Below are 26,645 nucleotides of genomic sequence, written 5' to 3' on the forward strand. Positions count from 1 at the left end.
TGCACCATAACGGTAATAATAAAAAATTACCGGAGCAGGCCTAACCATTATCGTTAGGCCTGACATATTAATGTCTGTCAAAACGTCTGCCCTACTCTGCTTATTTAGCCTCAGCTTTTCTGGCTACTCACTTGCCTCTCAAGCTCCAAATGACCCCATCGAACAATACGAGTACGCACAACAATTATTGGCATCAAACGAAGCTGAAGCCTCACCAGAAACGCGCTACTGGCTAGAGCAATCCGCCAACCAAGGTTACCTCCCTGCGCAAAAACAGCTCGCGAACGACTTTGCTAAAGGGATAAATGGCGAAAAAAATGAAACACAAGCGTTATATTGGCTAACCTCTATCGCACTCAATGACCCAACCGATCGTGGCTTTCTTCTCGCCGATTTTATTCAGCGCAATCCAGATAAGGTCACAACTTCTCAATTGACTGAAGCCTTGTATCAAATGGCTTCTCAGCATAATCCAGCAGCAGAACAAGCTTATAATCAACTGTTAGAGCAGCGCTTCAACCAACTGCGAGCTAAACAAGTCTCGCAAATAAAGTCGCTCGATAAAAAGGCTGAGCAAGCACAGGAAGAGAAAAGCACAGTTGCAAACCCCAAAGTAGAACACTCGCAGTTTTTATGGCTGATCTGGCTAGCGGCGATACTCATCATCAGCGGCTTAAGTTTTCTCGTAATCAAGAAACTTAAGCAGAATAGAAAAGCGCTTGAAGCCAAAGAGGAAAGCCAAAATCAACGAATGTCGAAAAAAATAAAAGAGCTAGAGTTTACGAACAAGCAACTGAAACGCCAGCTAGAGAAAGTATTCAAAGAATTTAAGAAATCCAAAACCCAGGCAGAGAACCATAAGCTAAGCGTCGCGTGTGCTATGTTTGGCTACACACCACAACACATCCCTGATTTACAAGCAATCAAGCTACGCTATAGACAGCTATCAAAGCTTTATCATCCTGACACAAGAGGCAGTGAAGAAGAAATGAAGCGACTCAATCATGCCTTTAAGCTCGTCTCACAAAATGTTACAAAACAGTAAAAATAGGTCAGGATACTTTGGCTAGCATGCTTTTAGACCTATATAATCAAGCGCCGCAATCGATCTCCCTCTCAAACAAATTAACAGACATTTAACTTAAGTCGCGCTTTTATGCCATAATGCCCGGCGCAAAATAACACCTAACGACTCAAATTAATCTAGGTGGGGAGAAAATCAATGTTCACTGAAGAAGGCACCTGTGATTGGTGTAAAAAACCTAGCCTTGTAACTCGTCACGATTATTTAGATGGCAAGCACCACTACTCATGTAAAGCTTGTTACGACATGGCGAAAATCGACGTGCGCCTATTTAACCAAGGCGAATTACAAATGCGCGAACGCTTGCAACGAGCGAGCTAAGCAAGACGGAATCAACGGAACTGATTTTCAAAGGCGCCTCTTAAGGCGCTTTTTTGATCGGCCAAGCCCTATTTCCAATCTCTATCTCGTATTCCCTCCTATCTTACATAGCACGTCGCATCGGTTATCAGCCCTCTCCCACTGTATACAAACCATTGTCCGTGAAAAACACCTGTATATACAGTAGTAAACCCCTGTATGTCTCTCGTCCAGTTTTCTACTCACCTCACATTTTTAAATTGATGTTAGACATATCAAAAATGAAAAACAACCACATAAATTCAATTACTTAGAATCAAATCCTTTTATTTCCTTCTCAAAAAACCGCAAATAACTTTTGAGAAACTGGTTGATCAGGTCACCAAAACAAACTACTGTATACACATACAGCATGTATAAAGGAACAGTAAGATGCAGTTACAAAGTCAATCTCATACATACTCTCGTTACAACGTATTGGCACAAGCAACTAAGCCCATGGCCGTTTCGGATCAGCTTCTATCTAAGCTGGCTGTTTTATCGCAGCAGAAACAATGGATTTTGTTTACAGCAGACTGCCCTCGTCCAGACTTTGAACAACTCACTGCTTCTAATATTTGCTGTAAAAACGTTATTCAAATGAAGCCCTCTCAACAGCTTTCAGAAGTCGAGATCGTGATAAAAGCCATCCGCTCAGGCAATGCCAGTGCTGTTGTCGCATCCAATAAAATTGCACTTATGAATCAATCGATGTTGCGCGACATGGCGCAGCGCTATCAGTGTGAAGTCTTTTTCGTCGAAGGCAGAGTTAATAAGTACCACTAATAAGTTCGACGTTATCCATCCTGCATCTCGCCTCCTTTTTAAGGGGGCTTTTTTTGTATTAAAGAAAATAGGCAAACGTTTGCTTTTTCTCTGGCGAGTTAAAATAGTTCTGGTATGATGCCCACATTCGATTTATTCAGCGCCCACATTTTGCTGAATATCTTCTCTTTCTGACGTTTGATTAAGATGATAGGAATGTCGCAATGAGCCTTGCTAATCAAGTACTTGCCGTCAATGACGACCTGCCAATTCGCACCCATAAACCCGTTCATAGTGGAAAAGTTCGTTCAGTTTACTGGTTAACTGATGAAGACAGCGCCCGACTGATCAAAGAAAAAGGATACAATGTCGCGCCAGATGCGCCTTTGGCTATCATGGTGATTAGCGACCGAATCTCTGCGTTCGATTGTATTTGGCATGCTGAAGGTGGTCTTAATGGTGTCCCGGGTAAAGGGGCTGCGCTTAATGCGATTTCTAATCACTGGTTCAAACTGTTCAAAGAAAATGGCTTAGCAGATAGCCATATTCTAGACATTCCTCACCCATTTGTTTGGATTGTACAAAAAGCCAAACCGGCAAAAATCGAAGCCATCTGCCGCAAATACATCACGGGTTCGATGTGGCGCGCTTACGCAAATGGCGAGCGCGAGTTTTGTGGAATCCAACTTCCTGAAGGGTTAGAAAAAGACAAAGCACTGCCAGAGTTGCTAATGACCCCATCCACAAAAGGCATTCTAAAAGGCATTCCCGGTGTGCCAGAAGCGGATGACGTGAATATTACTCGTCAAAACATCGTAGACAACTACGAAGCATTTAACTTCTCAAGCGCTGACGATATCGCACTCTACGAAAAATTGCTGAAAGAAGGCTTTAACGTTATCAGCCAAGCGTTAGAAGAAATCGACCAAATCTTTGTCGATACCAAATTCGAATTTGGTTATGTTCATGATGCTGCTGGCAATGAAAAGCTGATTTACATGGATGAAGTGGGTACACCAGACTCGTCTCGTATATGGGATGCTAAAGAGTACCAAGCAGGTCACATCGTAGAGAACTCAAAAGAAGGTTTCCGCCAGTTCCTACTTAACCACTTCCCTGACCCAGATATCTTGCTAAATAAAGAACGTATGCCAGAGCGTGAAGCACTCGCTCGTGATAATGCTTTACCCGTCGAATCTTTGATGGCGATTTCGAGCACCTACATTGGTATTGCCGAGAAGATTACAGGCAAGCCGATTCATTTGAGTGAGAATCCGAAAGCGGAAATCATCGAAGTTCTGAGCAAAGAATACGGATTGATTGACTAGCACTGTCGCTAGATTGCTAAATGCTTTCCAATAAAAAGTCCGCACTAGCTTGCGGACTTTTTTCGTATTAGGCTCAGTTTAGCCGATATTTAACGTAGTGCCATCTGTTGTAGAGGCTGACTTGGTCGTCACCTGATATGTTTTGTCTTTAATCGTTGATACGAAATACCAGGTCGACTCTGCCTTGTCGGGCGTAAAAGTAACGCGCATAAAGCCACGCTGTTTGATGTCTGCCCACTGTAATTCTGACACTAAGTGCGGCAGCGTGTATTCCATTTGAGCGATCGCAACAGGGTCTAACGCGAGGTAGGCCTCTAACCCAGGGGAACTCACAGAGCTAGTCGCAAACTCTACCCCGATAGGATGCTTAGATACGTCTTTAAGCTCACTTGCCCATGCGTTGTGCGTATCTCCTGCCAAACAGACAAAGTTACCACTGCTGGCTTTGGCCAGTTGATAAACGTTCTCTCGCTCAACGTAGTAACCATCCCATGCATCTAGGTTATATGGCAAAGCAATGGTATCTAAACTTGGGTCAGAGAGATAACCCGTAATCGCAGAGTTTACCGCTAATAACGCCTCTGTTTTTTGTTCTTCAGTGGCAGTAAACAATTGAAACATCGCGGTCATAACCGAACTTGGCAACTCCATACGAGACATTAACACTTGTTGCCCTAGCACATTCCAAGTTGCGTCGTGCGTACTGAACGCATCCATCAGCCAAGCGAGTTGGTCAGCGCCTAACAGCTCTCGGTCTTGACTGCGCGACTGGGCAACTAAACCGCCAATAGCTTCCATCGTTGGTGAGCTGAGCGAGAAATAATCCAACGGTTTATCACGCCCCACAAGTCGCGTGTCGAGCATCATCAAATTGACTAAACTTCCAAACGAAAACTGACGGTAAATCAGCATGTTTGAGAAAGTGTTTTCACGAACGGGCAACCATTCTGTCCACGCGGCAGCCGCAGATGCACGACGATCATTAAAACTGCCTTCCTCTTCTTGATGGTTTTCCGCACCATTTTTCCAAGTATCATTTGCAAGCTCATGGTCATCCCAGACAGCAATCATTGGTAGGCTCGCATGTAACGCTTGCAGATCAGCATCTTGGCGATATTGCGCATACCGTTTTCGGTAATCATCTAAGGTAATACATTCAGTGCCTTTGCTTGGCTCTCGCCCTAGTGCCTCAGCATCTTCACTAGCGTAGCCACCAGCACCATACTCATAAATGTAATCACCGAGATGAAGCACCACATCAAACGGGTCTTGCTCATGTTGATTTAAAATCTCTCGATACACATGGAAATAGCCAGCAGGATAGTTTGCACAAGAAACAACCGCCATGGATGCCTTTTCTACACCATCCTCTGGTAATGTTTGAGTTTGCCCGACTTCGCTAGTGACATCTCCAACCATGAATCGATAGTAGTAGCGAGAATTTGCGTTGAGATTTTGAACATCGACTTTTACCGTGAAATCTCGGCTCGTGTCTGTGGCAAAAGTGCCACTTTGCACGATATCAGTAAAATTTTCGTTAGATGAAACTTGCCAGCTTACATCTGCGTAGCTTGCTGAGGTCGTAACACGAGTCCAAATGATTACTTGTGTTTGAGTAGGATCTCCACTCGCCACTCCGTGCTCAAAGGTAACCGCAACAGATTCACTAGCATCGCTACCACAGCCCACCAGTCCGGTAACAATCGCCGTTGAAGAGGCAGCTTTCATAAAGTCTCGACGAGACAAAGACATATTGACTTCCTTTCTTATTGTGTTTGTTTTTATGCCCAAATGACGTGGTGACTCAATCATCCTTGTATGCCAATAAGGGACGTTAATTCGAACTTACAGTACCAACCACTTAGTCGGTAATTTGTCCTAAAAACACAAAGTTAGAAGCTAGTTATGACAATTGCATTTCCAAACGTTACATTTTTGTTAACTTAAGTGCAAATACTCTATATTCATCACACTTCCTAAGACCTGTGACAAAAACCTCAAAATAAAAAAGCGACCTACTTTGAGGTCGCTTTTCATTGCACTATTGTTAAGTAGTACATCGATGAAGTGGAAATACTCAGCCTAAAACTTGATGTTAAGAACATCTTGTTCTGACGTGTCCACCTTCAACTGACTGCGAGATTCTATGTACTCGATTTGCTGAACATCGAGCGAATATGGCATAACGACTCGCAATTCATTGATCCCTTCATGTTTAGCTAGCTGGGTTAAGCGGACCAAATTGGATTCATCACTTTTACGAGAAGACATCGATTTTAATGCGGCATCCCACAACCGATCTTCAGGCTTGCTCAATTCCGCAATGTTCTGTTTCCACATCAAACCGAAAATAGGCGCGATGGTGGCAAATGCCTCTAAAAAGGTCCATTTTTTACTACCTGTCGCTCCTAAAAAGCTAGTGTAGTCGAATTCAATGCACGTCTTTCCTTGTTGATCCATTCTATGCCCCCGACACTCGAAAATGAGATATACCAAATATCGTTCAACTGTTTTGATATAGCAATGGGATATAAAACATTCGTCTTTTATGCCCTAATTTACATACAAAAGGAAATATTAAAACCAGCTTTGTAACAACTGATGTACAGCTTCGCCATATATAAGCATTCAATTGATTAATATTTCAATTAAGAAACTAAAAACAACACGCAAGTAACGCTATCAATATGAAATCATTATAGATTCACCAAGAAAATATCAATTCTTGTCACAACGTCATCCGCCGACCTACTTTACATCAATCACTCGACTGGCCTTTTTATACTGTATCTTCCAACCAGCCCAACGTGGCAGCTCCCAACGCTTCGGGTCCCCCTTACGGTTTCCCTCTCGATAAACGACCTGTACCAGCTTGCGAGACGCGTAATACTCAACATCCAGTTGGAGTTCTGGCAGCGAAAGTTCTAAAGGGTACTGCTCCGTGAAATCGTCGTATTCCCATTCTGGAACACCGTTAAATGTTAAGTCTTCCGGTTCAAACAACGCCATATCATCGACATTTTCAACGCCTAATGTTTCCAACTGATCCTTTAACCAGCTAGAAAATGTCAAGGAGGCCAAGTCGTTAACCTCTTCTCCTTCGACATTAAGGCCCAATGCGTTGTAGAGTTTCCAGTGTTGGATTTGTTGTTTTCTTTGAGAAGCAAATCCTGGTAACAGTGTCTCGTCTTCTATCATTTCGACAATAGACTGAACAGCAACATCACCTTTTAACGCTTGATGTTCAGTACAGATTGTTCGTCCGGCGTAGACCAAATGCATCGTTGCTCTTGGGGTCTCCTCTTCATAATTCGTCTCACCTTGTTGCCACTCCCCTAGCTCAAGTTCGCGTAATAATGTCAGCGGGATAGGCATCATAACCGATGCGAGGTTCAGTGTTTGCTTAACGCCTCGTCCTGGCACGCTATGGCTATCTAGCACGATGGCCGCTTCTTCTTTATCAGGAAAGCGGCTGTTACGCCCAACCAGCATCTCGACTACGCCATTTCCTAGAGCATCCCTTCGACGAGCTCGTCGGACAAACACAAGCTCAGGGTGCAATGAGGCGATGGAGAAAAAGAGCGCTTCACGTTTATATCGAGAGGCAACGTCAAGTTCCGGTAATTCAAATACTTCTCGCATTTGTTTCGCTAAACCTTGTGCCTCTTCGAGTGCGCTGGCATCAATGACAATGCCCGGAAGTCGCTCCCCCCGAACCAAACGGATAAGCAAAGAGGCATCACACCCGTATGGTTCCTCTTGAGATAGAAGCTCAGCGACTTCTCCACTTTGTCGCTGATAGAGTTGAGCAGGCACAGATAATGCTGCTGCCAAGTCAATCATTGCTTCCTTCTCTGGCTTCGCTTGAATTCTGGTAACGAGATCAGCAAACTGTGCATCAATAGGTAGTGGGTATACTTTTCTACCGTGCTGCGTGACATTGCCATCCTCATCAATCGCTTCCATAGATAACAATGTCGAATGAGATGCCTCTAGCGACTTTGGGGGAATTGAGTCGAGAAAATCGAGTGTTGAAAGACGGTATCCACAACAAGCCGCTGCCAGCATGGGTTCGACGAGCTCTTCTCTGTCTAATTCTGGAGGTGTCACCAACTCTAAAGGCGCGTGCTCACCATATAGACGAATACAAGCCCCTTCGGTAACGCGACCTGCTCGCCCCATTCGCTGCGCGGCACTGGCCTTAGAAATGTTGGTTAATGTCAGTGCTGTACGTCCATTTCGTTGTACAGTTCTGCGCTCTAAACCACTATCGATTACCACACGGATATTAGGAATGGTCAGAGAGGTTTCCGCGACGTTGGTTGCCAATACGACTTTCCGTTGCTTTGGTACCGTCAGCGCACGATGTCGTTCTTCATCACTGACCGAGGCATGAAGTTTAACCACCATGACATCACTGCTGCTTTGTAGCATCTGCGCGCATTGGGCGATCTCTTTACGTCCTGGGAGAAAAACAAGAATATCGCCATCTTCATCTTCCAGTGCTTCTTTTACCGCTCCGACAACCTCCTGTTCACATCCCTTTTTGTTCGGTAAATAGCGGCTGTCTGTAGAACGATGTGTCACCGTGACTGGAAAGCAACGTCCCTCCGAACTCAGGCGCTTAGCATTCAGGTAACGAGCAAGCTTTTCGCCTTCTAAGGTAGCGGAAGTGACGATCAATCGATGTTGATTTTCTTGCTTCAAAATGGCGGTTAATAGATCAATATCCCAGCGTCGCTCGTGAAATTCGTCCACTATCACGACATCAAAGTCTGCTAGCTTGTTTTCCGAAAACCAACGCAGTGCAACCCCCGGAGTCACAAATACAACTTCGGTTTTTTCATCAAAGTAGGCATGAAGCTTGACCGCGTAACCGACTTTGCGACCTATTGGCTCTCCAGATTGCTCCGCAAGAAATTCAGCCAGCGAGGTACAAGCAATTCGACGTGGTTCAATAACCAGAACGCGTCCGTGTTTTGCCGCCCACATGGGCAAGCGGGTAGATTTACCCGACCCGGTTTCGGCTTCCACCACAAGATGGTTAAGGCTTACATGATGGTCAAACTCGGCTTGCAGGCTGTCGATAGGTAGTTGAAACATAGAAATTGGATTTGATTTGATGATGCAAAACATTATACCCAAGTAAAAAAATCCTGCTTTAGGTATCTCTAAACAACCAATATTGCCGATATTTTCGTCGGTATCTGAATTTTTTTGCGACATTACATTGATGTGCATCAACGCATGTTTACAACTAAATAGTGAACCCGTTAAAATTTGGTGCGCATCCTTCAACCCTACATAAGGCACCCAATGAACAACGATAAACGCCCACTATATATTCCATATGCGGGTCCGGCTCTTTTAGCAACCCCTCTTTTGAACAAAGGCAGTGCATTCTCTGCTGAAGAACGTAGTTCATTCAACTTAGAAGGTCTGCTTCCAGAGTCGACCGAAACTATCCAAGAGCAGGTGGAACGTGCCTACCAGCAATACAAAAGTTTCGAAAGCGATATGGATAAGCACATTTATCTGCGTAACATCCAAGACACCAACGAAACATTGTATTACCGCCTAGTGCAAAATCACATTTCTGAGATGATGCCTATCATCTACACGCCGACTGTTGGCGCAGCATGTGAAAACTTCTCTAACATTTACCGTCGTGGTCGCGGTCTGTTCATTTCATACCCGAACCGTGATCGTATTGACGACTTGCTGAACAACGCAGCAAACCACAACGTTAAAGTGATTGTTGTGACAGATGGCGAACGTATCCTTGGCTTGGGTGACCAAGGTATCGGCGGCATGGGTATTCCTATCGGTAAACTGTCACTATATACCGCGTGTGGTGGTATCAGCCCTGCTTACACGCTACCAATCGTGCTTGATGTGGGTACCAATAACCCGCAACGCTTAGCTGATCCGATGTACATGGGTTGGCGTCATCCTCGTATTACGGGTGCAGAATACGATGCATTTGTAGAAGAGTTTATCCAAGCGGTACAGCGCCGTTGGCCTGATGCTTTGATCCAGTTCGAAGACTTTGCTCAGAAAAATGCGATGCCTCTTCTAGAGCGTTACAAAGACCGCGTGTGTTGCTTCAATGATGATATTCAGGGTACTGCAGCTGTTACTGTTGGCTCTCTACTTGCCGCCTGTAAAGCAGCAGGAACTCAGCTTTCTAAACAACGTATTACCTTCCTAGGCGCAGGGTCTGCTGGTTGTGGTATCGCAGAAGCGATCATCGCACAAATGGTATCGGAAGGAATTTCTGACGAGCAAGCTCGCTCACAAGTTTACATGGTTGACCGTTGGGGTCTGTTACAAGAAGGCATGCCTAACCTTCTTGATTTCCAACAACGCTTGGTGCAAAAGCATACCAATACGAAAGAGTGGGAAAATGAAGGAAATGGCTTCTCACTACTCGATGTTATGCGTAACGCCAAGCCAACGGTACTAATTGGTGTTTCTGGTGCGCCTGGCCTATTTAGCCAAGAAGTCATCGAAGAAATGCATAAACACTGTAAGCGTCCGATTGTCTTCCCTCTGTCGAACCCAACAAGCCGCGTGGAAGCGACACCGAACGACATCATTCGTTGGACAAATGGTGAAGCACTGGTTGCAACAGGTAGCCCATTTGAGCCAGTGGTTCATGAAGGTCGCACTTACCCTATTGCACAATGTAACAACAGCTACATCTTCCCAGGCATTGGCCTTGGTGTACTTGCTGTCAATGCAAAACGTGTCACTGACGAGATGCTAATGGAATCAAGTCGCGCGCTAGCAACATGTTCTCCTCTAGCAATCAACGGTCGTGGGGCACTACTTCCACCACTAGAAGAGATCCACTTAGTATCGAAAAAAATCGCATTTGCCGTTGGTAAAAAGGCAATTGAACAAGGTGTCGCATTAGAAATTACTGATGAAGCATTGAACGTGGCGATTGAACAGTCGTTCTGGCAACCTGTTTACCGCCGCTACAAACGCACTGCGTTCTAAGCTTGAGACAATTCGTTTAATAATTAGCCCCTACCATGTAGGGGCTTTTATTTTTTTATCATCCTAACCAGATTTTGGCATAAATGGGCTTCTCTCTTTTTGTTTCTATCAGATATGATGAGAACTACATTTTTAGTTAAGGATATAAAACGTTTTGTTGTTTTCTCGCATAAGATCAAAGTGGAAGCTGAAATTTTCCTGGAAGCGATTTGCTTTGATTTTGTCGATCTCTGCACTTAGTCTGCTTGTTTCTGTTGTTGCCATCGACCGATGGGTAGTTTTACAAGCCAAAGAGAGCATTTTCACTGAATACGAGCAAATCCCTCAACATGAGGTTGCCGTAGTTCTTGGTACCAGTAAGTACATCGGAAAGATCCTCAACACTTACTACACTCATCGCATTAATGCGGCGATTGAGCTTTACAACCAAGGCAAAGTAAAACAGTTTTTATTGAGTGGCGATAACGCCCACCGTTCATACAACGAACCGTGGACAATGAAACGCGATTTACTTAAAGCAGGCGTGCCTGAAGAAGTGATTCACCTTGATTATGCTGGCTTTCGTACCTTAGATTCGATTGTACGAGCGAAAAAAATTTTTGCTTCGGAGCGATTTCTGATTGTGACTCAACGCTTTCACTGCGAACGCGCACTGTTCATCGCTGATGCTTACAGCATTGATGCGCAGTGTCTCGCGGTAGCAGGGCCGACGGCCAACAAGCAAAAAACATCGATGCGTGTTCGAGAACTGCTAGCCCGTGTGAAAGCGTTTTTAGACCTGTACATTATCAATACGCAGCCTAAGTTTCTTGGCCCTCAAGAACCTATCGTCGCAGTAAAAGAGCCAAATAAAGCAGCTAACGAGCCTCTTCAAGTCCCCGTCGAATAGAGGAATAACGTGGCTCACAAGCCTAGTAACATTTCTATAAAACAAATGGGTAGTTTTCTACCCATTTCCAATTCTCAACATCACACTTTCTAATTTGCTCTACGATTCAGGCAAAACTCTTTTTCGCATTCAAAGTAACATTTCATCAATAAATAACTACAAGTCAGTTACTTTGCTATAAAAAAACCGACAAAAGGCAATGCAAAAGGAGCACTACCCATGACCGCACTCGCTGTGACATTGAAGAATTGGTTCTTCACTCGCAACAGCATGATTTTGAACGCGAATATCCTATTGTTCATTATCTTGTTTAATACCTTACCCTTTGAACCACAAGTAGTAACCGGCCTGAGCATCTTAGTTTTTGTTGCTATTTTGTGGCTAACCGAAGCGATTCACGTCAGCATTACTGCGCTGCTCATACCACTACTTGCGGTATTTTTGGGTGTGTTCAACACTCAAGCCGCACTGAATAACTTTTCCAACTCCATCATTTTTCTATTTTTGGGTGGTTTTGCACTAGCTGCGGCTCTACATAAACAAAAGTTAGATCAAGCTATTGCAGATAAAGTACTATTGCTGGCAAGAGGAAAAATGTCTGTCGCTGTATTCATGCTATTTGGTGTGAGTGCTGGCCTGTCAATGTGGATTTCAAACACCGCCACCGCCGCGATGATGTTACCGCTTGTGCTGGGTGTGATGACAAAGCTAGACGCCAAGAAAAACCACAACACCTTTTTGTTTGTTCTACTCGGTATCGCTTACAGTGCTTCAATTGGTGGTATTGCAACACTGGTTGGTAGCCCACCAAACGCAATTGCAGCAGCTGAAGTTGGCCTTAGCTTCACTGAATGGATGAAGTTTGGTGTACCTATTTCCCTAGTATTAATGCCAATCGCTATCCTCGTATTGTACACGATGACTAAGCCTGACCTTAGCCACAAGTTTGACCTTGACCATCAACCAGTCGAATGGACAAACGGCAAAATGATTACGTTGGCGATTTTCTTACTGACCGTAACTTTGTGGATATTCAGTAAGCCTATTAACGCTATGCTGGGTGGCTTCGCGAAGTTCGATACTCTTGTAGCCATTGGCGCCATCCTTCTACTTGGTGCTTCTCGCGCCGTCGAGTGGAAAGATATTGAGAAAACAACCGACTGGGGTGTGTTAATCCTATTTGGTGGTGGTATCTGTCTGAGTAACGTCCTAAAAGCAACCGGAACAAGCGTATTTTTGGCTCATAGCTTGTCAGGCTTCCTTGAGCAAGCCGGTATTCTCTTAACGATTCTTGCAGTGGTTGCTTTTGTTGTCTTCTTAACTGAGTTTGCGAGTAACACCGCCAGTGCTGCGCTACTTGTCCCTGTATTTGCGACCATTGCAGAAGCCTTAGGCATGTCTCCGGTTATTCTCTCTGCACTGATTGCCGTCGCTGCATCTTGTGCATTTATGTTACCTGTTGCAACACCTCCAAACGCGATTGTGTTCGGTACGGGTCATATCAAGCAAAAAGAAATGATGCGAATTGGTTTCGTATTAAACATTGCCTGTATTGCTGCACTAACGCTTTTCGCTTGGTTGTTCTGGTAAAAATAGCAAGTTCGATTAGCACTACACTGCTGCTCACGGTAATCGTATCGATAACCCAAACTTCCCCCCTAAGTGGTGTTCAGCAGTTTCCCTCTTGGTGGCCAGTTGGCCACCTTTTTTCTTTCCTTTCAGTGAACGGCTATCAGGCTTGCTTCTTTTCGCAAGCAAGTAAACCATAATGAGCTTCCACTCGGTTGCGGCCATTGCGCTTCGCCTGATACAACACTTCGTCAGCTCTCGCCATGGTTTCTGAGACGCGTTCATTCTGCATTTGGGCAACGCCAATACTGCAAGTTAATGATTCACCGTGCACCCACAAATGATCCTCCACATTTTTGCGAATCATTTCTGCCTTCTCTAACGCTTGTTCAATATTGGTATCAGGGCAAAATACGACAAACTCTTCGCCGCCCCAACGAACGAGTCGATCGTCTGAGTAAATAGAAGTCGCTACCACCATGACAAATTCGCGCAATATGTCATCCCCCATTTGGTGCCCAAATTTGTCGTTCACCTTTTTAAACTTATCCAAGTCCAAATAGAGAATACTGAAGGTGTTATGCCCCCAGCGAACCTGACGAGATTGTTGTTCCAGCCAGTGTTGCACAGCATATCGGTTCATCGCGCCCGTCAAAGCATCTCGATGCGCTAGCTCTGCAAACTCATAGTTTTGAGCTCGCAAAGTATCATTCACCTTTTCCAAATGACGGTGACGCTTTTGCGCTTTTTCATAAGCCACTCTATTTTTTCGTAACTCATGCAGTGAAAAAGCCAGTCCAAGCGCCATCCAAGAGAGTAATAATGCATACAACAATGTTTCTTGCGCAAGGTAAGCGCCTTCAAACTCAATTTTATCAATCACAATTCTATGTTTACCAAGTGCCGCACCAGACCCAGTTGCAATATCAATACGTGTGATGTTTGAAAATTCAGGTGCAGAGTGCTCAATCGCGACTCCGTTATCCGCTAACCACCAGGTCATCACCTGAAGATTTTTAATCGGAATTTCGACAATATCGCTCGAACCCGACGGAGAAAACTGCATGCCATTATATTTAATGGTGTACTCGTCGTCCGGCTTGGAATACTCAGAATTATAATTGCGAAGATACAAACGTAGGTCGTGGCTAGGGTTAGCCCCTATTCCTGCCTCTTCATATCGCACCTTCAATCGAATCGTATGGTAGTTGGAAAGGTCAATACCCTGTGTTGGCGTTGCTGAATCGGTATAAACCGAGATTCCGCAGTAAGGCCAAGCATACGAGCTCTGCTTTAGTTCACAGCTAAGAACTAGGCTTTGCCGATCGTATGTGATATCAGCCTCACTCACACCTCCTTCACTGGCATCTTTAGTTGCATAGATATTGAAATGCTCAGGTGTAATGGTCAGCTTTCGCGTATCGCCAAGCACACTATAAAGGGCAACCAAACTGATAGTGCAAATAGAAAGAGCAAAGATAAAGTTATGGATCCACTTCATGGGCAAGTGACCTGCTGAGATTATATGCAATACGTGAGGTTCAATAATTTCAAAAAATGAAATCAAGGTGATTTATCAAGAAATAAAATCACTTTCTCATTCAATTCTTAGTTTCGACACATAGTAACGGATTTTGAACCGTTATCACGTTTTAAAATTTCTAAAAAGTGCAGCTCAACTTCTATTTGCGAAGCATTTCACAGCCATAATTTTTAGAAAATAAAACACGATGCATAATAATTTAGTGCAAGACATTTACTTTAAAGCTCCTGTCAACCCTGCATCTCTTCTCCACTTCAGTATATACTGTGCAAAAACACAATAATGAGTAATGTCATGTCATTAATTGCAACTGGCACGCTAAACAAAATGCGTGCTTCTCTGGACGGTGCCGTCAACTACCGTCTTCCTGTCGGTGAGGAAGAAATCGACTTAACTCCGTTTCTGGGTAAAACGCTCACACTGACTCACACTGGCAATATTTTTTGTTGCTCATGTGGAAAGAAAACGAAAAAGAGTTATTCGCAAGGCCACTGTTTTGTATGCATGAAAAAGCTAGCAAGCTGCGACATGTGTATCATGAAGCCAGAGACCTGCCACTACGATCAAGGGACTTGTCGCGAACCACAATGGGGTGAAGAGAATTGCATGGTGGATCACTTTGTCTACCTGTCCAACACATCCAGCTTAAAAGTTGGTATTACTCGTCATACTCAAATCCCGACTCGTTGGATTGACCAAGGCGCGACTCAGGGCTTGCCAATTTTTAAAGTAAAAACTCGCCATATCTCCGGTTTAATTGAAGTTGAACTGGCGAAACATATCGCAGACAAGACCAATTGGCGCACACTGCTTAAAGGTGACGGTGAACCTATGGCATTGCAGGACCGTTTTGCTGAGCTATTGCCTTTAGTCGAAGAGAAAATTGCCGAGATAAAACAGCAATTCGGCGAAGATGCCATTGAAGTATTAAACGAAAGCATTACCGACCTTAGCTACCCGGTACAACAGCACCCAACGAAGATCACTTCGCATAACTTCGATAAAAACCCGGTTGTTACTGGCACTTTGCAAGGCATCAAAGGTCAATACCTCATCTTTGATACTGGCGTTATTAATGTAAGAAAATTCACTTCCTATGAAGTTGAAGTTAGTGAGTAATCGCTTGTAAAACGCGTTGATTCAAATAAAAACGAAAAAAGCTCGAGTTTGACTCGAGCTTTTGTTTTTCTATTAGGAAGAAATCGTTAGTTATGCGTCAAGGATGCTTTCTAGCACATCGAATAACATATCGACTTCTTCTATTGTGTTGTAATGCATACAACCAATTCGCACTACACCACCCGATTCTTCTAAACCAAGTTGACGAACTAAGCCCAACGCATAAAAGTGACCATTCCATACACAAATGTTATGTTCACCCAGTGTTTTCGCGATGAACTCTGGAGAATATCGGTCAAACGTTAGCGCAAAAGTTGGCGTGCGGAGTTGGCTATCTTCCTTTGCGATACCGAATAGATTGACACCATCTAATGCATTCAAACGCTGTAAGAAACGCTCACTCAAGCGCTGTTCATGTTGTTCATACAGTTGGTAGCTTTGCTCCAATCGTTGGCGAAGAGGTAAACCGACTTCACCAAATTGAGCCAGATACTCAACCGCAGAAACGACACCAGCAAGACCTTCAAAACTTTGCGTTCCTGTTTCAAATCGACCTGGGCCTATATTAGTGGCAGGCTCGACTTTGTAAGGGCGAATACTGTGGAGCCACTGATCGGCTATGTAAGCAATACCAACGTGCGGTCCGAAAAACTTGTAAGCTGAGCAAGCTAAAAAGTCACAACCTAACGCTTGAACATCAGCCAAATGATGAGGCGCATAATGGACGGCATCCACATAAACTTGTGCCCCAACATTGTGCGCCATGCTGACTACTTGCTGTACATCCACAATAGAGCCCGTCGTGTTCGATGCATAAGTCACAGCGACAAGGCGCGTTTTATCAGAAAGAAGGCGGCTTAAATGCTCCATATCCAGCGTACAATCTTCTTCGTTGATACGAACTTGATGAACCGTAACGCCTTTATCTTCTGCCGCTTGCTGCCAGCTGGATACATTTGAATAGTGATCCAAAGCGGAAACAATGATCTCATCTCCTGCTTGCCAATCTCGACTAATCGCGCGACTAAGCTGAAAGGTTAGCGAGGTCATATTGGCACCGAAGACAATATTGCCAGATGAAGGTGCATTAAGTAGAGCCTGAGCCGACTCACGCGCATTTTGCATTACGTCAACGGTCACTTGGCTAGAAAAATAATGCCCGCCTAAGTTAGCGTTGAAACGACCTAAATACCCAACCATGCTGTCTAGTACTGGTTGAGGCACTTGTGAGCCACCTGGACCATCAAAAAACGTCACGGGCTTGTCGTTGTGGTATTGAGCCAACGCCGGAAATTGCTCTCTGATCTGATTAAGATTGAAGTTCATTACGCTTATCCGTAGCAGTGAGTACAAATACATCCATATGGCCCGCTTCGTCATCAATAACAGAGCGGATTGGGCACGCGTTATGCCACAGCTTGCTATCAGCCAAGATTGCGACCTCTCCGGTTTCTAGCACTTTACGGAAAAATGGGGCTTGGTTATGGCTGCTGTACAGCATGATGTCGCCACCGATGATGTTATGGCGTCCCACACCAACCATTGCAATGTGATCAAAACCGTCTTGGTGCACACCTTCAGGTGCTACTTGGGTTTCTTCTTCCAGTGCCCTGATACGGATTTGGTGAATTTCTATTTCTTGACCGTTTGGCAGATGATTCGCATTGACAAACAATTCACACATTTCTCGAAATCCATCGCTGGTAAGAATATCCTTCTCAATTGGCTCGAATTGTCTTACAACATCACCTTGAAATCGGTTGATATCAGAGGATTGAACAAAGCTATTTTTATTTAAGTCGATGACTTTGCCGTTATCAAAACCAACCACAGAATAACGTCGTAGTCGATACTGACCATCTGCATGTTCGGTACGAGGCAGTTCTTCAAACGATGGGGAAAGCTGCTCAATTGCTGCCATGCTGAGCTGTGTTAAATGTAGAGTATTCTCACGTGAATGTAACATCATTTGCTCCTTTAATGAGGCACATTAATTAACATTTAATTTACACACTAGGTTACGCAAATATTCTGCAATTACCAGCTTTTAACGTTGATAGCTTCAACAAAACGACGAAAACAACATAACAAACCAAACCAAACCACAAAAACAGAGCCATGTTTCAGTTTTACGCTTTGACAATATTTGAAACTAGACTTCTCTACTACGAATAGAATTTTATGCTAGAAGTCAACGTTCTCAATCAATATTTAGTGGGTTCTAATCTATAACCAATTATTCGATCACAATCGTTGTTTATGCTTTTAAAGCACTAAGAATTTCCATACAATCGAGGGAAATGTTACGCCCTTTTTGGAGCCATAATGAGCGACGTAAAACACTGTAAATTATTAATTCTTGGTTCTGGTCCTGCAGGATACACAGCTGCCGTCTACGCAGCGCGTGCAAACTTAAACCCTGTGCTTGTGACGGGAATGCAACAAGGTGGTCAGCTAACCACCACAACTGAAGTTGAAAACTGGCCAGGCGATGCTGAGGGACTGACAGGTCCAGCATTGATGGATCGCATGAAAGAACACGCCGAGCGTTTTGAAACTGAAATCGTATTTGATCACATCAATGAAGTAGAGCTATCACAACGCCCATTTCGTTTAAAAGGCGACTCAGGTGAGTACACTTGTGATGCCTTAATCATATCTACCGGCGCATCAGCAAAATACCTTGGCCTTGAGTCTGAAGAAGCATTTAAAGGTCGCGGCGTTTCTGCTTGTGCAACCTGTGACGGTTTCTTCTACCGTAATCAGAAAGTTGCAGTTGTGGGCGGTGGTAACACGGCTGTTGAAGAAGCGCTATACCTATCTAACATTGCGTCAGAAGTTCACCTGATCCACCGCCGCGATTCATTCCGCGCAGAGAAGATCCTTGTGAAACGTCTGATGGATAAAGTTGAAAGCGGTAATATCGTTCTTCATACCGATCGCACTCTCGATGAAGTACTGGGTGACGATATGGGCGTAACGGGCGTCCGCATTAAAGACGTGAACAGCGGTGCGACAGAAGATATCGATGTAATGGGTGCATTCATCGCAATTGGTCACCAGCCAAACACACAAATCTTTGAAGGCCAAGTAGACATGAAAGATGGCTACATCATCGTTCAATCAGGTCTTGAAGGCAACGCAACACAAACTAGTATCGAAGGTGTATTTGCAGCTGGCGACGTAATGGACCACAACTACCGTCAAGCGATCACCTCTGCAGGTACAGGTTGTATGGCTGCATTAGATGCTGAACGTTTCTTAGACTCACTTGGTGACAAATAACTTTTCACATTTGTGTCATATCCTTAAAGCCCAGCGGTATTCCCGCTGGGTTTTCTTTTGTATACTACCGCCTCATTAAAACAATTATCATTAAGCCTTCACGATGGATAAGAAAAAGCAAAGCAGCTTGAATAAGTGGCTGAAGCAACAAAGTAAGTTAGCCAAGCGCTGGCTTATGATTGCGATAGGCCTAGGCGTACTTTCAAGCGTGTTTTTATTGGCTCAAGCAGCCCTGCTCGCCTCCATTCTGCACCAGTTAATCATTGACCAAGTCGACAAAGCCGAGCTCATTTGGCATTTTGTTGGGCTCGGTGGCACGGTTATCGGTCGAGCTGCTTGTACCTGGGGTCGAGAGCTTGCCGGTTACCGTTGCGGGGAGCAAATTCGAGTTTATATTCGCCAACTCATTTTAGATAAAGTTCATAAGCTTGGGCCAGCTTACATCAAAGGCAAACCTGCTGGCAGTTGGGCAACGCTCATCTTAGAGCAGGTAGAAGATATGCAAGATTTCTTCTCACGCTACTTGCCTCAAATGTCATTATCGGTACTAGTGCCTTTCATCATTTTGGTTGTCGTATTCCCAGTAAACTGGGCAGCAGGCTTGATCTTCCTGGTCACTGCACCACTAGTGCCTATTTTCATGGCACTGGTTGGGATGAAAGCCGCAGAAGCAAACCGTAAAAACTTTAAAGCGATGCAGCGTTTGTCGGGTCACTTTTATGACCGCTTGCAAGCAATGACAACCATTCGCTTATTCGATAGAACAAAATCTGAAACTGAGACGCTAAAGGGTGCTTCAGAAGTCTTTCGTACTCGTACCATGGACGTTCTGAAAATCGCGTTTCTGTCTTCTGCGGTGTTAGAGTTTTTCACTTCCATTTCTATCGCAATTACCGCTGTCTACTTTGGCTTTAGTTATATCGGGGAGCTGGACTTCGGCTACTACGGCACAGGTGTTACGCTCTTTGCTGGTTTGTTCATTCTGATTCTTGCTCCAGAGTTTTATCAGCCATTACGTGATTTGGGCACGTTCTATCATGCGAAACAGCAAGCGGTTGGGGCAGCAGAAAGCATTGTCGAGTTTCTGGATTTGGAAGTCGATCAAATCAAAGATGGTACCCAAGCGTTAGATAAAAACAGCCCTATCCATATTGAAGCGAACCAGTTAACCATTTTTAGTCCGGAAGGTAAGCAGCTCGCAGGTCCCCTATCCTTCTCTCTTGAAGCCAACAAAAGTACGGCTTTAGTTGGACCAAGTGGCGCAGGTAAAACAAGCTTGGTAAACACCATCCTCGGTTTCATGCCTTATCAAGGTAGCTTGAAGATTAATGGTTGTGAATTGTCGCAACTGGATCTAGCCACATGGCGAGAGGCAGTAAGCTGGATTGGTCAAAACCCGATGCTATTACACGGTAGCATTCGAGATAACATCACACTAGGTAAGCACAATGTTCAGGATGCAGACGTACATTCTGTGTTGAATGACTCTCACGCTGCTGAATTTGTTGAAATGCATGGGTTGGATTATCCGATATCTGATCGTTCTGGTGGTTTATCTGTCGGCCAAGCGCAGCGTTTAGCACTGGCTCGCGCCATGCTACAAAATGGTCGTTTTTGGTTATTAGATGAACCAACCGCAAGCTTAGATGCTCGCAGTGAAAAACTCGTGATGGAAGGCATTAACAAGTATGCGCATGCCACAACGAATTTGATGATTACTCACCAACTTGCGCCTTTACAAAACGTATCGCAAATTCTTGTTATGCAGGACGGCCAGATTGTTCAACGTGGTGATTACGCCACACTGTCGACAGAAGATGGCTTATTTAAAGACATGTTGGAAGCGAACCTCGCACAACGTGAAACAGACAAGGGGAACTTAGATGCGTGATTTACTCCCTTATCTAAAACTCTATAAGAAACACTGGTTTGGTCTTTCGCTAGGTATGCTACTGGCATTTCTGACCTTAGCGGCATCTATTGGCTTATTAACGCTATCAGGTTGGTTTATTTCAGCCGCAGCGGTGGCAGGCTTGACGGTTGCTCGTGAGACCTTCAACTACATGTTACCAGGTGCCGGGGTACGCGGCGCTGCAATGGCTCGAACCGCAGGTCGATGGGGAGAACGTGTCGTTAGCCACAATGCAACGTTCAAGCTGCTTACCGATCTACGTATCTTCTTCTTTAAGAAACTTGCACCACTGATTCCGGGTCGTGTTTCTACGATGCGTGATGCCGATCTGCTCAACCGTCTAGTAGCGGACGTAGATGCGATGGATCACGTATACCTTCGACTTATCAGCCCTGTCGTGATTGGTATTTTTGGCATATTGAGTTTAACGGCTGTCCTAGCGTTCTTTGATTGGCATCTCGCCCTACTGCTTGGCTCGATTCTTACCGTCATGTTGTTTGTATGGCCAGTGCTGTTCTATAAACTGGGTAAAAACAATGGCGAGAATCTCACTCATCATAAAGCGCAATTGCGAGTGGCGACACTGGACTGGCTTCAAGGCTACAGCGAACTGAGTATCTTTGGAGCAGAAGAACGTTATCGTAATCTCATTCTAGAGAAGCAGAAGCAGTTGCTGTCTAACCAATTTGTGAACGCGAACTTAACGGGCATGGCTTCAGGCCTGCTTATGCTGGTGAACGGCATTACACTGGTTGTGATGCTTTGGTTTGCTGCAGACGGCGTAGGTGGTCGTGCTCCTGATCCTTGGATTGCGCTGTTTGCGTTTGCAACCATGGCGAGCTTTGAGATTCTGATGCCTATCGCGGGCGCATTCCAGTATCTCGGTCAAACGTTGACCTCTGCTCGTCGTTTAAATGAAGTAATTTTGGCTGAACCTGACGTTGTCTTCCCTGAGCAGTCGAAACATAAAGACACAACGTTAGACATTGAATTCGACAACATAGATTTTACTTACCCTGACGGTCAGCAAAAGGTGCTGAAAGACTTGTCACTCTCACTACCGTTGGGCACTAAAACTGCAATTGTAGGTCAAACAGGTTCAGGTAAATCAACACTGATTCAGCTTCTTTGCCGCTACTGGGATGTTAACCAAGGTGAAGTTCGAATCGGTGGTACAAAACTGCAAGATTGGAGCGAGTCGGACCTGCGATCAGCAATGACTGTGATCAGTCAACGCGTAGATGTACTAAACGGGACACTACGTGACAACTTACTCATGGCCGCTCCGGATGCAAGTGATGAGCAACTGTCTACTATTTTACAAAAAGTCGAGCTTGGCGGACTTCTTGAAGAGCCGGGGTTAGACGCTTGGTTAGGCGACGGCGGTCGTCAGTTATCTGGCGGTGAGAAACGTCGAATCGGCATTGCTCGAGCATTGCTACGTGATGCCCCAATCCTACTCTTAGATGAACCGACTGAAGGCCTCGATAAGCGTACGGAACAAAAAGTGATGGCGCTTTTCAATGAACACTTTGCTAATAAGACAGTAGTATTCATTACACACCGACTGATAGAGTTAGAAAGTATGGATAGCATCTGTTTGATGGAACAAGGTGAGATCATCGAACAAGGCGACCATCCAACGCTACTCGCTCAAAAAGGTCGTTACTACCAGCTATTACAATCTCTATAATTCGATTTTCAGTGACGAGAAGGGCTCATCAAACGATGAGCCCTTTTGTTATTCCTGTATTAATTAGTTACCTAATTAAGCACGTATACAGTGCTGATTTACCGACCAGATTTTTTGAGATAAGCCGCCATTTCATCTTCCGGAACCATGCCCCCACCAGTTGCCCAAACAAGATGTGTTGCGTTTTTGAGTTTTTCTTCGTCAAATTTCATTTGAGACTGATAAGCATGGTTATTCGAGACGTGCACTGCCCCAATCATACCGGCTAATGCAGAAGGCTCTAGATTAATACCTTCCAGTTCACTTAACTCACCCAAGTGGTGATACATACGAGCGTCATCAATGGTGTAAAAACCATCAAGTAGCCTTTCCATCGCTCTTCCGACAAATCCCGAGGCACGCCCGACTGCCAAGCCATCAGCGGCGGTGATGTTATCGATACCCAAATCTTGTACCGAAATATCGTCATGCAAGCCTGTATGTACGCCCAACAGCATGCACGGGGAGTGCGTTGGCTCCGCGAAAATACAATGGACATGCTCGCCAAACGCTACCTTCAAGCCAAATGCCACGCCACCAGGCCCGCCGCCAACACCACAAGGAAGATAAACAAACAATGGATGATGCTCATCAACAACGATTCCCAAGTCATCAAATTGCTGCTTAAGACGCTCACCCGCAACAGAGTAACCTAGAAACAGCGTCCGTGAGTTTTCATCATCGATAAAGAAACAGTTGGGATCTTTTTCTGCCTCTTTACGACCTTGCGCGACAGCAATACCATAATCTTCTTGGTGCTCTACGACATTAACACCATGTGACCGGAGCTTATTTTTCTTCCATTCCCGCGCATCCGCAGACATGTGGACTGAAACTGAAAAACCCAGCTTCGCACTCATGATACCGATGGACATACCAAGATTGCCGGTTGAGCCAACTGCAATACTGTACTGCTTAAAAAACTGCCGAAACTCATTGCTGAACAATTTGCTGTAATCATCGCTTTCACAGAGCAAGCCGGCTTCAAACGCCAACTTTTCTGCATGAGTGAGCACTTCATAAATACCACCTCTCGCTTTGATCGAACCAGAAATTGGCAAATGACTGTCTTTTTTGAGCATTAAATGGCCCAATATTGGTGTGTCGTATTGCTGCTCCAAACGCACTTTCATATTGGGAATATCCACCACTGCGGACTCAATAACGCCACGCGACGTTTCCGTTTCGGGAAACGCTTTCATCAAATAAGGCGCAAATCGTGCTAGCCGTTCACTCGCCGCTTGAATATCTTTTTCATCTAACCCGACATGAGGTAAGCCTTCCTCCAAGGAAGTGATATGGGGGTTAAACCAACAAACCTCTTCAAGATCAATAAGTGCTGCCAAGAGTGGGAACTGCTTAGTCAGCGCTTCAATATTTGCCTTGGTCATTTTACCTTCCTGGAATGATGTGAGTTGAGATAAACAAAAGCGCCGCAATAGCGACGCTTTGGAGAACAAATATCAGTTATCAGTTTGAGCTTACGCGTAGTTTTTCTCAAACTCTTGCATGAAGTCTACTAACGCTTGAACGCCTTCAAGCGGCATTGCGTTATAAATGGATGCTCGCATACCACCAACTGCTCGGTGACCTTTTAGCGCTTTCAGCCCTTTAGAGTCTGCTAGCTCAAGGAAGGTTGCATCCAGTTCAGGCTTAGCAAGTTGAAATGGCACGTTCATCAAAGAACGGTTTGCTGAGTGCACGCCATTACGGTAGAAATCAGACTGATCGATGTAATCATACAGTAGCGCGGCTTTAGCGCGGTTCACTTGCTCAATCGCTTTTACTCCGCCCTGTGCCTTCAGCCATTTGAAAACAAGACCAGACAGGTACCATGCAAAGGTTGGTGGCGTGTTGAACATTGATTCTTTTTCTGCCAAAACAGTGTAATCCAAAATACTTGGTAGTACCTGCTTCGCCATACCTAATAAATCATCGCGCACGATAGCAATAGCAATGCCGGAAGGACCAATATTTTTCTGAGCGCCCGCGTAAATCACACCGTATTTCGACACATCAATTTCACGAGAAAGAATTGTCGAAGACATGTCAGCAACAATCGGTTTGTCGGTGATAGGAAGATCGTTAATCTCAATACCATCAATGGTCTCATTTGGACAGAAGTGAACGTAAGCCGCTTCTGGAGCAATTTTCCATTCACTTGCAGGTAGAACCGCGACTTTCCCGTTGATTTCTGTTTTTGCATCAAACACGTCTGGTTCGCAGTATTTTTTCGCTTCAGCTACCGCGCTTTCAGCCCAATAACCACCATCGATGTAAGTTGCCGTATCGGCATCACCAAGTAAGTTTAGAGGAACAGCAGCAAACTGAGCACGAGCACCACCTTGGCAGAACAGTACTTTATAGTTGTCCGGAATATTCAGAAGATCACGTAAATCCTGCTCGGCTTCTTCTGCAACTTTGATGAACTCTTTGCTTCGGTGGCTGATTTCCATGACCGAAGTACCAAGGCCTTGCCAATCGATTAGTTCCTGTTGTGCTTGCTGCATAACTGCTTTAGGCAGACCTGCTGGCCCTGCACTGAAGTTAAATACGTTGTCCGTATTTTGTTCCATGATGCTCATTGCTCCTGCTATGTAAATATTACGAAATTAATATCACGTTTTCGCAGTGATAAAAACAAGAAAAGAGGTCTTACGACCTCTTTTTAAAGACTAAGCGTTGAATTGGAACAAATTCGCAACAACACGAATTACTGTTGTTGCATCAAAGCAGGCATAAGTAGAGCCACCAATGGGAACTCATGCCCATTTTCGAACTTCAATTTGCCTTCACCAATTTCTGCTTTTAATTGATAACCGCCCTCTACTTTTTCGATCAACTCCATAATAAGGAGCTCATCAATCCCTTCTTGAATAAATGGGTAATGCGTTACTAATTCATCAGAGAAGTAAGTGCTAAGTTCACCAGTAGTGGCCGTCACCAACTTCATTGGATCTTGAGAAATATGCTCAGTACCTTCAGGGATGGATAGTTGCCACTCATTGTGGAACTTGCCGTCACCGAACGCGAGTGAAAGCTCGTTCACGGATAAATCAAAACCTTTGCTAAACAGCGTATCGACATGCGGCAATAAATTCGCAATTTCCTGTTCATCTAGCATAGGAGAGCTTTGATAGATAGACATAATTTGATCAAAAGACTGGCTATCCACATCTGCAATTGAGAAATCCAACTTAAAGTTATCGACATCCGTCCCATCAGTTAAACGTAGTTTCTTAGCATCTAGGTTTAATTGACTGTTCAGCTTATCACCAGACTCACTCATCGTAGTGTTACCACGGTAGCTCGCATTTTCAATCAAAAAGACAGGCGTCAAGTTCGCATCAACCACATCCAGCTTCTCTAGAGAAAAAGATTGCTCACCCAGCCAATAGCCTTTTGCTTGCTTTCCTTTACCTTGCCCTGTCAATGCATTCAGATGAAGCTCTTCACCGTTTTCAAAATCCACTTGAACAGAAGGAACAGAAACTTGGTAATTGAGATCACCCAATACCGTCACATCACCTGTTACTTTTGCAGGGCTTGTAGAAACAGAAACACCTTGCGCTTCGTTACGATAATGCCAACTGTCTAGGTCGAGGATAAATGCTGTATTGCCATTTAGTTGAGTCTGGCTATGCATCGTGAGAGGCAAAAAGTCATTGTCCACCAATTTTGAATCTGCTGTTAGGCTTGTTAGACCGTGGCTAACATCACTGGTTACGTCAAACGTCGTTGGCATACCATCACGCTCTAACTGCGTTTTAAGCTCAGGATCAACAACTGAATAACGAGTCAGCACGACTGAAGACAAATAGCCACGCTGATACTCGACCACTTCGCCTTTAATCATTTCATCATTCATATTGGTAATACCATCTTCAATGATGGACTGACCAATTTGTCCGACAGCCAATGGCCAACACAGTGCTAATGAGATAGCACCACCAATGGCGCCGATTTTTTTAAGATTTTGCATAACGTCACTTATTAGATATTTTCGGTCAGTCTACCCCAAACCACCTGCGGAGAAAACATTGAGACAAATCAGACTATTGATGCTTATTCTAGT

At 44.5% G+C, this 26,645-nt stretch carries 20 protein-coding genes; 11 read left to right on the plus strand and 9 right to left on the minus strand.

Going from position 1 to position 26,645, the window contains the following annotated elements:
• Positions 1 to 70: 70 nt before the first annotated feature.
• The 4 genes from R7Z41_RS00545 (at position 71) to R7Z41_RS00560 (ending at position 3,516) form a co-directional block, all read left to right on the plus strand.
• The gene (locus R7Z41_RS00545) at positions 71 to 1,045 is read left to right on the plus strand and encodes a J domain-containing protein (protein ID WP_206969808.1); all 975 of its coding nucleotides are present in this window, start codon (positions 71 to 73) and stop codon (positions 1,043 to 1,045) included.
• Between the two features lie 177 nt (positions 1,046 to 1,222).
• Complete coding sequence (locus R7Z41_RS00550; protein WP_005377960.1) at positions 1,223 to 1,405, plus strand: hypothetical protein; 183 nt, start codon at positions 1,223 to 1,225, stop codon at positions 1,403 to 1,405.
• 411 nt (positions 1,406 to 1,816) lie between these two features.
• Positions 1,817 to 2,209, plus strand: a complete 393-nt coding sequence (locus R7Z41_RS00555) for a SulA-like leucine-rich domain-containing protein (RefSeq protein ID WP_005377962.1) — start codon at positions 1,817 to 1,819, stop codon at positions 2,207 to 2,209.
• 203 nt (positions 2,210 to 2,412) lie between these two features.
• Positions 2,413 to 3,516 carry a phosphoribosylaminoimidazolesuccinocarboxamide synthase gene (locus R7Z41_RS00560; protein ID WP_025766834.1) on the plus strand — a complete coding sequence of 368 codons (1,104 nt, stop codon included), beginning with the start codon at positions 2,413 to 2,415 and terminating at the stop codon, positions 3,514 to 3,516.
• A 78-nt stretch (positions 3,517 to 3,594) separates the two neighbouring features.
• Here the strand turns inward: R7Z41_RS00560 and R7Z41_RS00565 are convergent, their stop codons facing one another.
• The 3 genes from R7Z41_RS00565 to R7Z41_RS00575 form a co-directional block, all read right to left on the minus strand.
• Entirely contained in the window at positions 3,595 to 5,268 is a 1,674-nt protein-coding gene (locus R7Z41_RS00565; RefSeq protein WP_158173811.1) for an alkaline phosphatase D family protein, read from the minus strand.
• Positions 5,269 to 5,598: 330 nt separating this feature from the next.
• Entirely contained in the window at positions 5,599 to 5,976 is a 378-nt protein-coding gene (locus R7Z41_RS00570; RefSeq protein WP_005377965.1) for a hypothetical protein, read from the minus strand.
• Between the two features lie 288 nt (positions 5,977 to 6,264).
• The gene (locus R7Z41_RS00575) at positions 6,265 to 8,619 is read right to left on the minus strand and encodes a helicase-related protein (RefSeq protein WP_318136297.1); all 2,355 of its coding nucleotides are present in this window, start codon (positions 8,617 to 8,619) and stop codon (positions 6,265 to 6,267) included.
• Between the two features lie 213 nt (positions 8,620 to 8,832).
• On the opposite strand from R7Z41_RS00575, the gene R7Z41_RS00580 reads away from it, so the two are divergent.
• From R7Z41_RS00580 to R7Z41_RS00590, 3 genes are all read left to right on the plus strand, one after another.
• Positions 8,833 to 10,521 (plus strand): NAD-dependent malic enzyme, encoded by a 1,689-nt coding sequence (locus R7Z41_RS00580; protein ID WP_005377977.1) that lies wholly within the window; start codon positions 8,833 to 8,835, stop codon positions 10,519 to 10,521.
• Positions 10,522 to 10,675: 154 nt separating this feature from the next.
• Positions 10,676 to 11,410 (plus strand): vancomycin high temperature exclusion protein, encoded by a 735-nt coding sequence (locus R7Z41_RS00585; protein ID WP_149191894.1) that lies wholly within the window; start codon positions 10,676 to 10,678, stop codon positions 11,408 to 11,410.
• Positions 11,411 to 11,629: 219 nt separating this feature from the next.
• Entirely contained in the window at positions 11,630 to 13,000 is a 1,371-nt protein-coding gene (locus tag R7Z41_RS00590; RefSeq protein ID WP_017634863.1) for an SLC13 family permease, read from the plus strand.
• 142 nt (positions 13,001 to 13,142) lie between these two features.
• On the opposite strand, the gene R7Z41_RS00595 is transcribed toward R7Z41_RS00590, so the two are convergent.
• Positions 13,143 to 14,480: a GGDEF domain-containing protein gene (locus R7Z41_RS00595; protein ID WP_031781257.1), complete on the minus strand. Its 1,338-nt coding sequence runs from the start codon at positions 14,478 to 14,480 to the stop codon at positions 13,143 to 13,145.
• A 336-nt stretch (positions 14,481 to 14,816) separates the two neighbouring features.
• Here R7Z41_RS00595 and R7Z41_RS00600 point away from each other — a divergent pair, with 336 nt between their 5' ends.
• Positions 14,817 to 15,641, plus strand: coding sequence for a DUF2797 domain-containing protein (locus R7Z41_RS00600; RefSeq protein WP_005377984.1), 825 nt, complete (start codon positions 14,817 to 14,819; stop codon positions 15,639 to 15,641).
• 90 nt (positions 15,642 to 15,731) lie between these two features.
• Here the strand turns inward: R7Z41_RS00600 and R7Z41_RS00605 are convergent, their stop codons facing one another.
• Together R7Z41_RS00605 and R7Z41_RS00610 are read right to left on the minus strand one after the other, a co-directional pair.
• Positions 15,732 to 16,967 (minus strand): cysteine desulfurase-like protein, encoded by a 1,236-nt coding sequence (locus R7Z41_RS00605; protein ID WP_318136292.1) that lies wholly within the window; start codon positions 16,965 to 16,967, stop codon positions 15,732 to 15,734.
• The gene (locus R7Z41_RS00610) at positions 16,951 to 17,607 is read right to left on the minus strand and encodes a 2OG-Fe dioxygenase family protein (RefSeq protein WP_005377989.1); all 657 of its coding nucleotides are present in this window, start codon (positions 17,605 to 17,607) and stop codon (positions 16,951 to 16,953) included. The genes R7Z41_RS00605 and R7Z41_RS00610 overlap by 17 nt, the downstream gene beginning before the upstream one ends.
• 359 nt (positions 17,608 to 17,966) lie before the next feature.
• On the opposite strand from R7Z41_RS00610, the gene trxB reads away from it, so the two are divergent.
• The 3 genes from trxB (at position 17,967) to cydC (ending at position 22,531) form a co-directional block, all read left to right on the plus strand.
• A complete protein-coding gene (trxB, locus tag R7Z41_RS00615) occupies positions 17,967 to 18,926 on the plus strand; it encodes a thioredoxin-disulfide reductase (RefSeq protein ID WP_005377991.1) in 960 nt (319 codons plus the stop codon).
• Between the two features lie 103 nt (positions 18,927 to 19,029).
• Positions 19,030 to 20,817, plus strand: a complete 1,788-nt coding sequence (cydD, locus tag R7Z41_RS00620; RefSeq protein ID WP_042521981.1) for a heme ABC transporter permease/ATP-binding protein CydD — start codon at positions 19,030 to 19,032, stop codon at positions 20,815 to 20,817.
• Complete coding sequence (cydC, locus tag R7Z41_RS00625) at positions 20,810 to 22,531, plus strand: heme ABC transporter ATP-binding protein/permease CydC (protein WP_054574046.1); 1,722 nt, start codon at positions 20,810 to 20,812, stop codon at positions 22,529 to 22,531. Before cydD ends, cydC begins: the two co-directional genes overlap by 8 nt.
• A 98-nt stretch (positions 22,532 to 22,629) precedes the next feature.
• Here the strand turns inward: cydC and R7Z41_RS00630 are convergent, their stop codons facing one another.
• From R7Z41_RS00630 to R7Z41_RS00640, 3 genes are all read right to left on the minus strand, one after another.
• Complete coding sequence (locus R7Z41_RS00630) at positions 22,630 to 23,961, minus strand: D-serine ammonia-lyase (protein ID WP_064353825.1); 1,332 nt, start codon at positions 23,959 to 23,961, stop codon at positions 22,630 to 22,632.
• Between the two features lie 90 nt (positions 23,962 to 24,051).
• The gene (gene serC / locus R7Z41_RS00635) at positions 24,052 to 25,146 is read right to left on the minus strand and encodes a 3-phosphoserine/phosphohydroxythreonine transaminase (protein ID WP_005378000.1); all 1,095 of its coding nucleotides are present in this window, start codon (positions 25,144 to 25,146) and stop codon (positions 24,052 to 24,054) included.
• A 137-nt stretch (positions 25,147 to 25,283) separates the two neighbouring features.
• The gene (locus R7Z41_RS00640) at positions 25,284 to 26,552 is read right to left on the minus strand and encodes a DUF945 family protein (RefSeq protein ID WP_005378002.1); all 1,269 of its coding nucleotides are present in this window, start codon (positions 26,550 to 26,552) and stop codon (positions 25,284 to 25,286) included.
• Positions 26,553 to 26,645: the final 93 nt, after the last annotated feature.

The sequence above is a fragment of the Vibrio sp. 1457 genome, from assembly GCF_033340195.1.
Classification (GTDB): domain Bacteria; phylum Pseudomonadota; class Gammaproteobacteria; order Enterobacterales; family Vibrionaceae; genus Vibrio; species Vibrio alginolyticus.

Coding starts and splice junctions, on each gene's coding strand:
- R7Z41_RS00565 (WP_158173811.1), bottom strand. CDS start 5,268: ATGTCTTTGTCTCGTCGAGACTTTATGAAAGCTGCCTCTTCAACGGCG.
- R7Z41_RS00590 (WP_017634863.1), top strand. CDS start 11,630: ATGACCGCACTCGCTGTGACATTGAAGAATTGGTTCTTCACTCGCAAC.
- cydD (WP_042521981.1), top strand. CDS start 19,030: ATGGATAAGAAAAAGCAAAGCAGCTTGAATAAGTGGCTGAAGCAACAA.
- R7Z41_RS00575 (WP_318136297.1), bottom strand. CDS start 8,619: ATGTTTCAACTACCTATCGACAGCCTGCAAGCCGAGTTTGACCATCAT.
- R7Z41_RS00595 (WP_031781257.1), bottom strand. CDS start 14,480: ATGAAGTGGATCCATAACTTTATCTTTGCTCTTTCTATTTGCACTATC.
- R7Z41_RS00600 (WP_005377984.1), top strand. CDS start 14,817: ATGTCATTAATTGCAACTGGCACGCTAAACAAAATGCGTGCTTCTCTG.
- R7Z41_RS00550 (WP_005377960.1), top strand. CDS start 1,223: ATGTTCACTGAAGAAGGCACCTGTGATTGGTGTAAAAAACCTAGCCTT.
- R7Z41_RS00605 (WP_318136292.1), bottom strand. CDS start 16,967: ATGAACTTCAATCTTAATCAGATCAGAGAGCAATTTCCGGCGTTGGCT.
- trxB (WP_005377991.1), top strand. CDS start 17,967: ATGAGCGACGTAAAACACTGTAAATTATTAATTCTTGGTTCTGGTCCT.
- R7Z41_RS00570 (WP_005377965.1), bottom strand. CDS start 5,976: ATGGATCAACAAGGAAAGACGTGCATTGAATTCGACTACACTAGCTTT.
- R7Z41_RS00580 (WP_005377977.1), top strand. CDS start 8,833: ATGAACAACGATAAACGCCCACTATATATTCCATATGCGGGTCCGGCT.
- R7Z41_RS00555 (WP_005377962.1), top strand. CDS start 1,817: ATGCAGTTACAAAGTCAATCTCATACATACTCTCGTTACAACGTATTG.
- R7Z41_RS00560 (WP_025766834.1), top strand. CDS start 2,413: ATGAGCCTTGCTAATCAAGTACTTGCCGTCAATGACGACCTGCCAATT.
- cydC (WP_054574046.1), top strand. CDS start 20,810: ATGCGTGATTTACTCCCTTATCTAAAACTCTATAAGAAACACTGGTTT.
- R7Z41_RS00630 (WP_064353825.1), bottom strand. CDS start 23,961: ATGACCAAGGCAAATATTGAAGCGCTGACTAAGCAGTTCCCACTCTTG.
- R7Z41_RS00610 (WP_005377989.1), bottom strand. CDS start 17,607: ATGTTACATTCACGTGAGAATACTCTACATTTAACACAGCTCAGCATG.
- serC (WP_005378000.1), bottom strand. CDS start 25,146: ATGGAACAAAATACGGACAACGTATTTAACTTCAGTGCAGGGCCAGCA.
- R7Z41_RS00545 (WP_206969808.1), top strand. CDS start 71: ATGTCTGTCAAAACGTCTGCCCTACTCTGCTTATTTAGCCTCAGCTTT.
- R7Z41_RS00640 (WP_005378002.1), bottom strand. CDS start 26,552: ATGCAAAATCTTAAAAAAATCGGCGCCATTGGTGGTGCTATCTCATTA.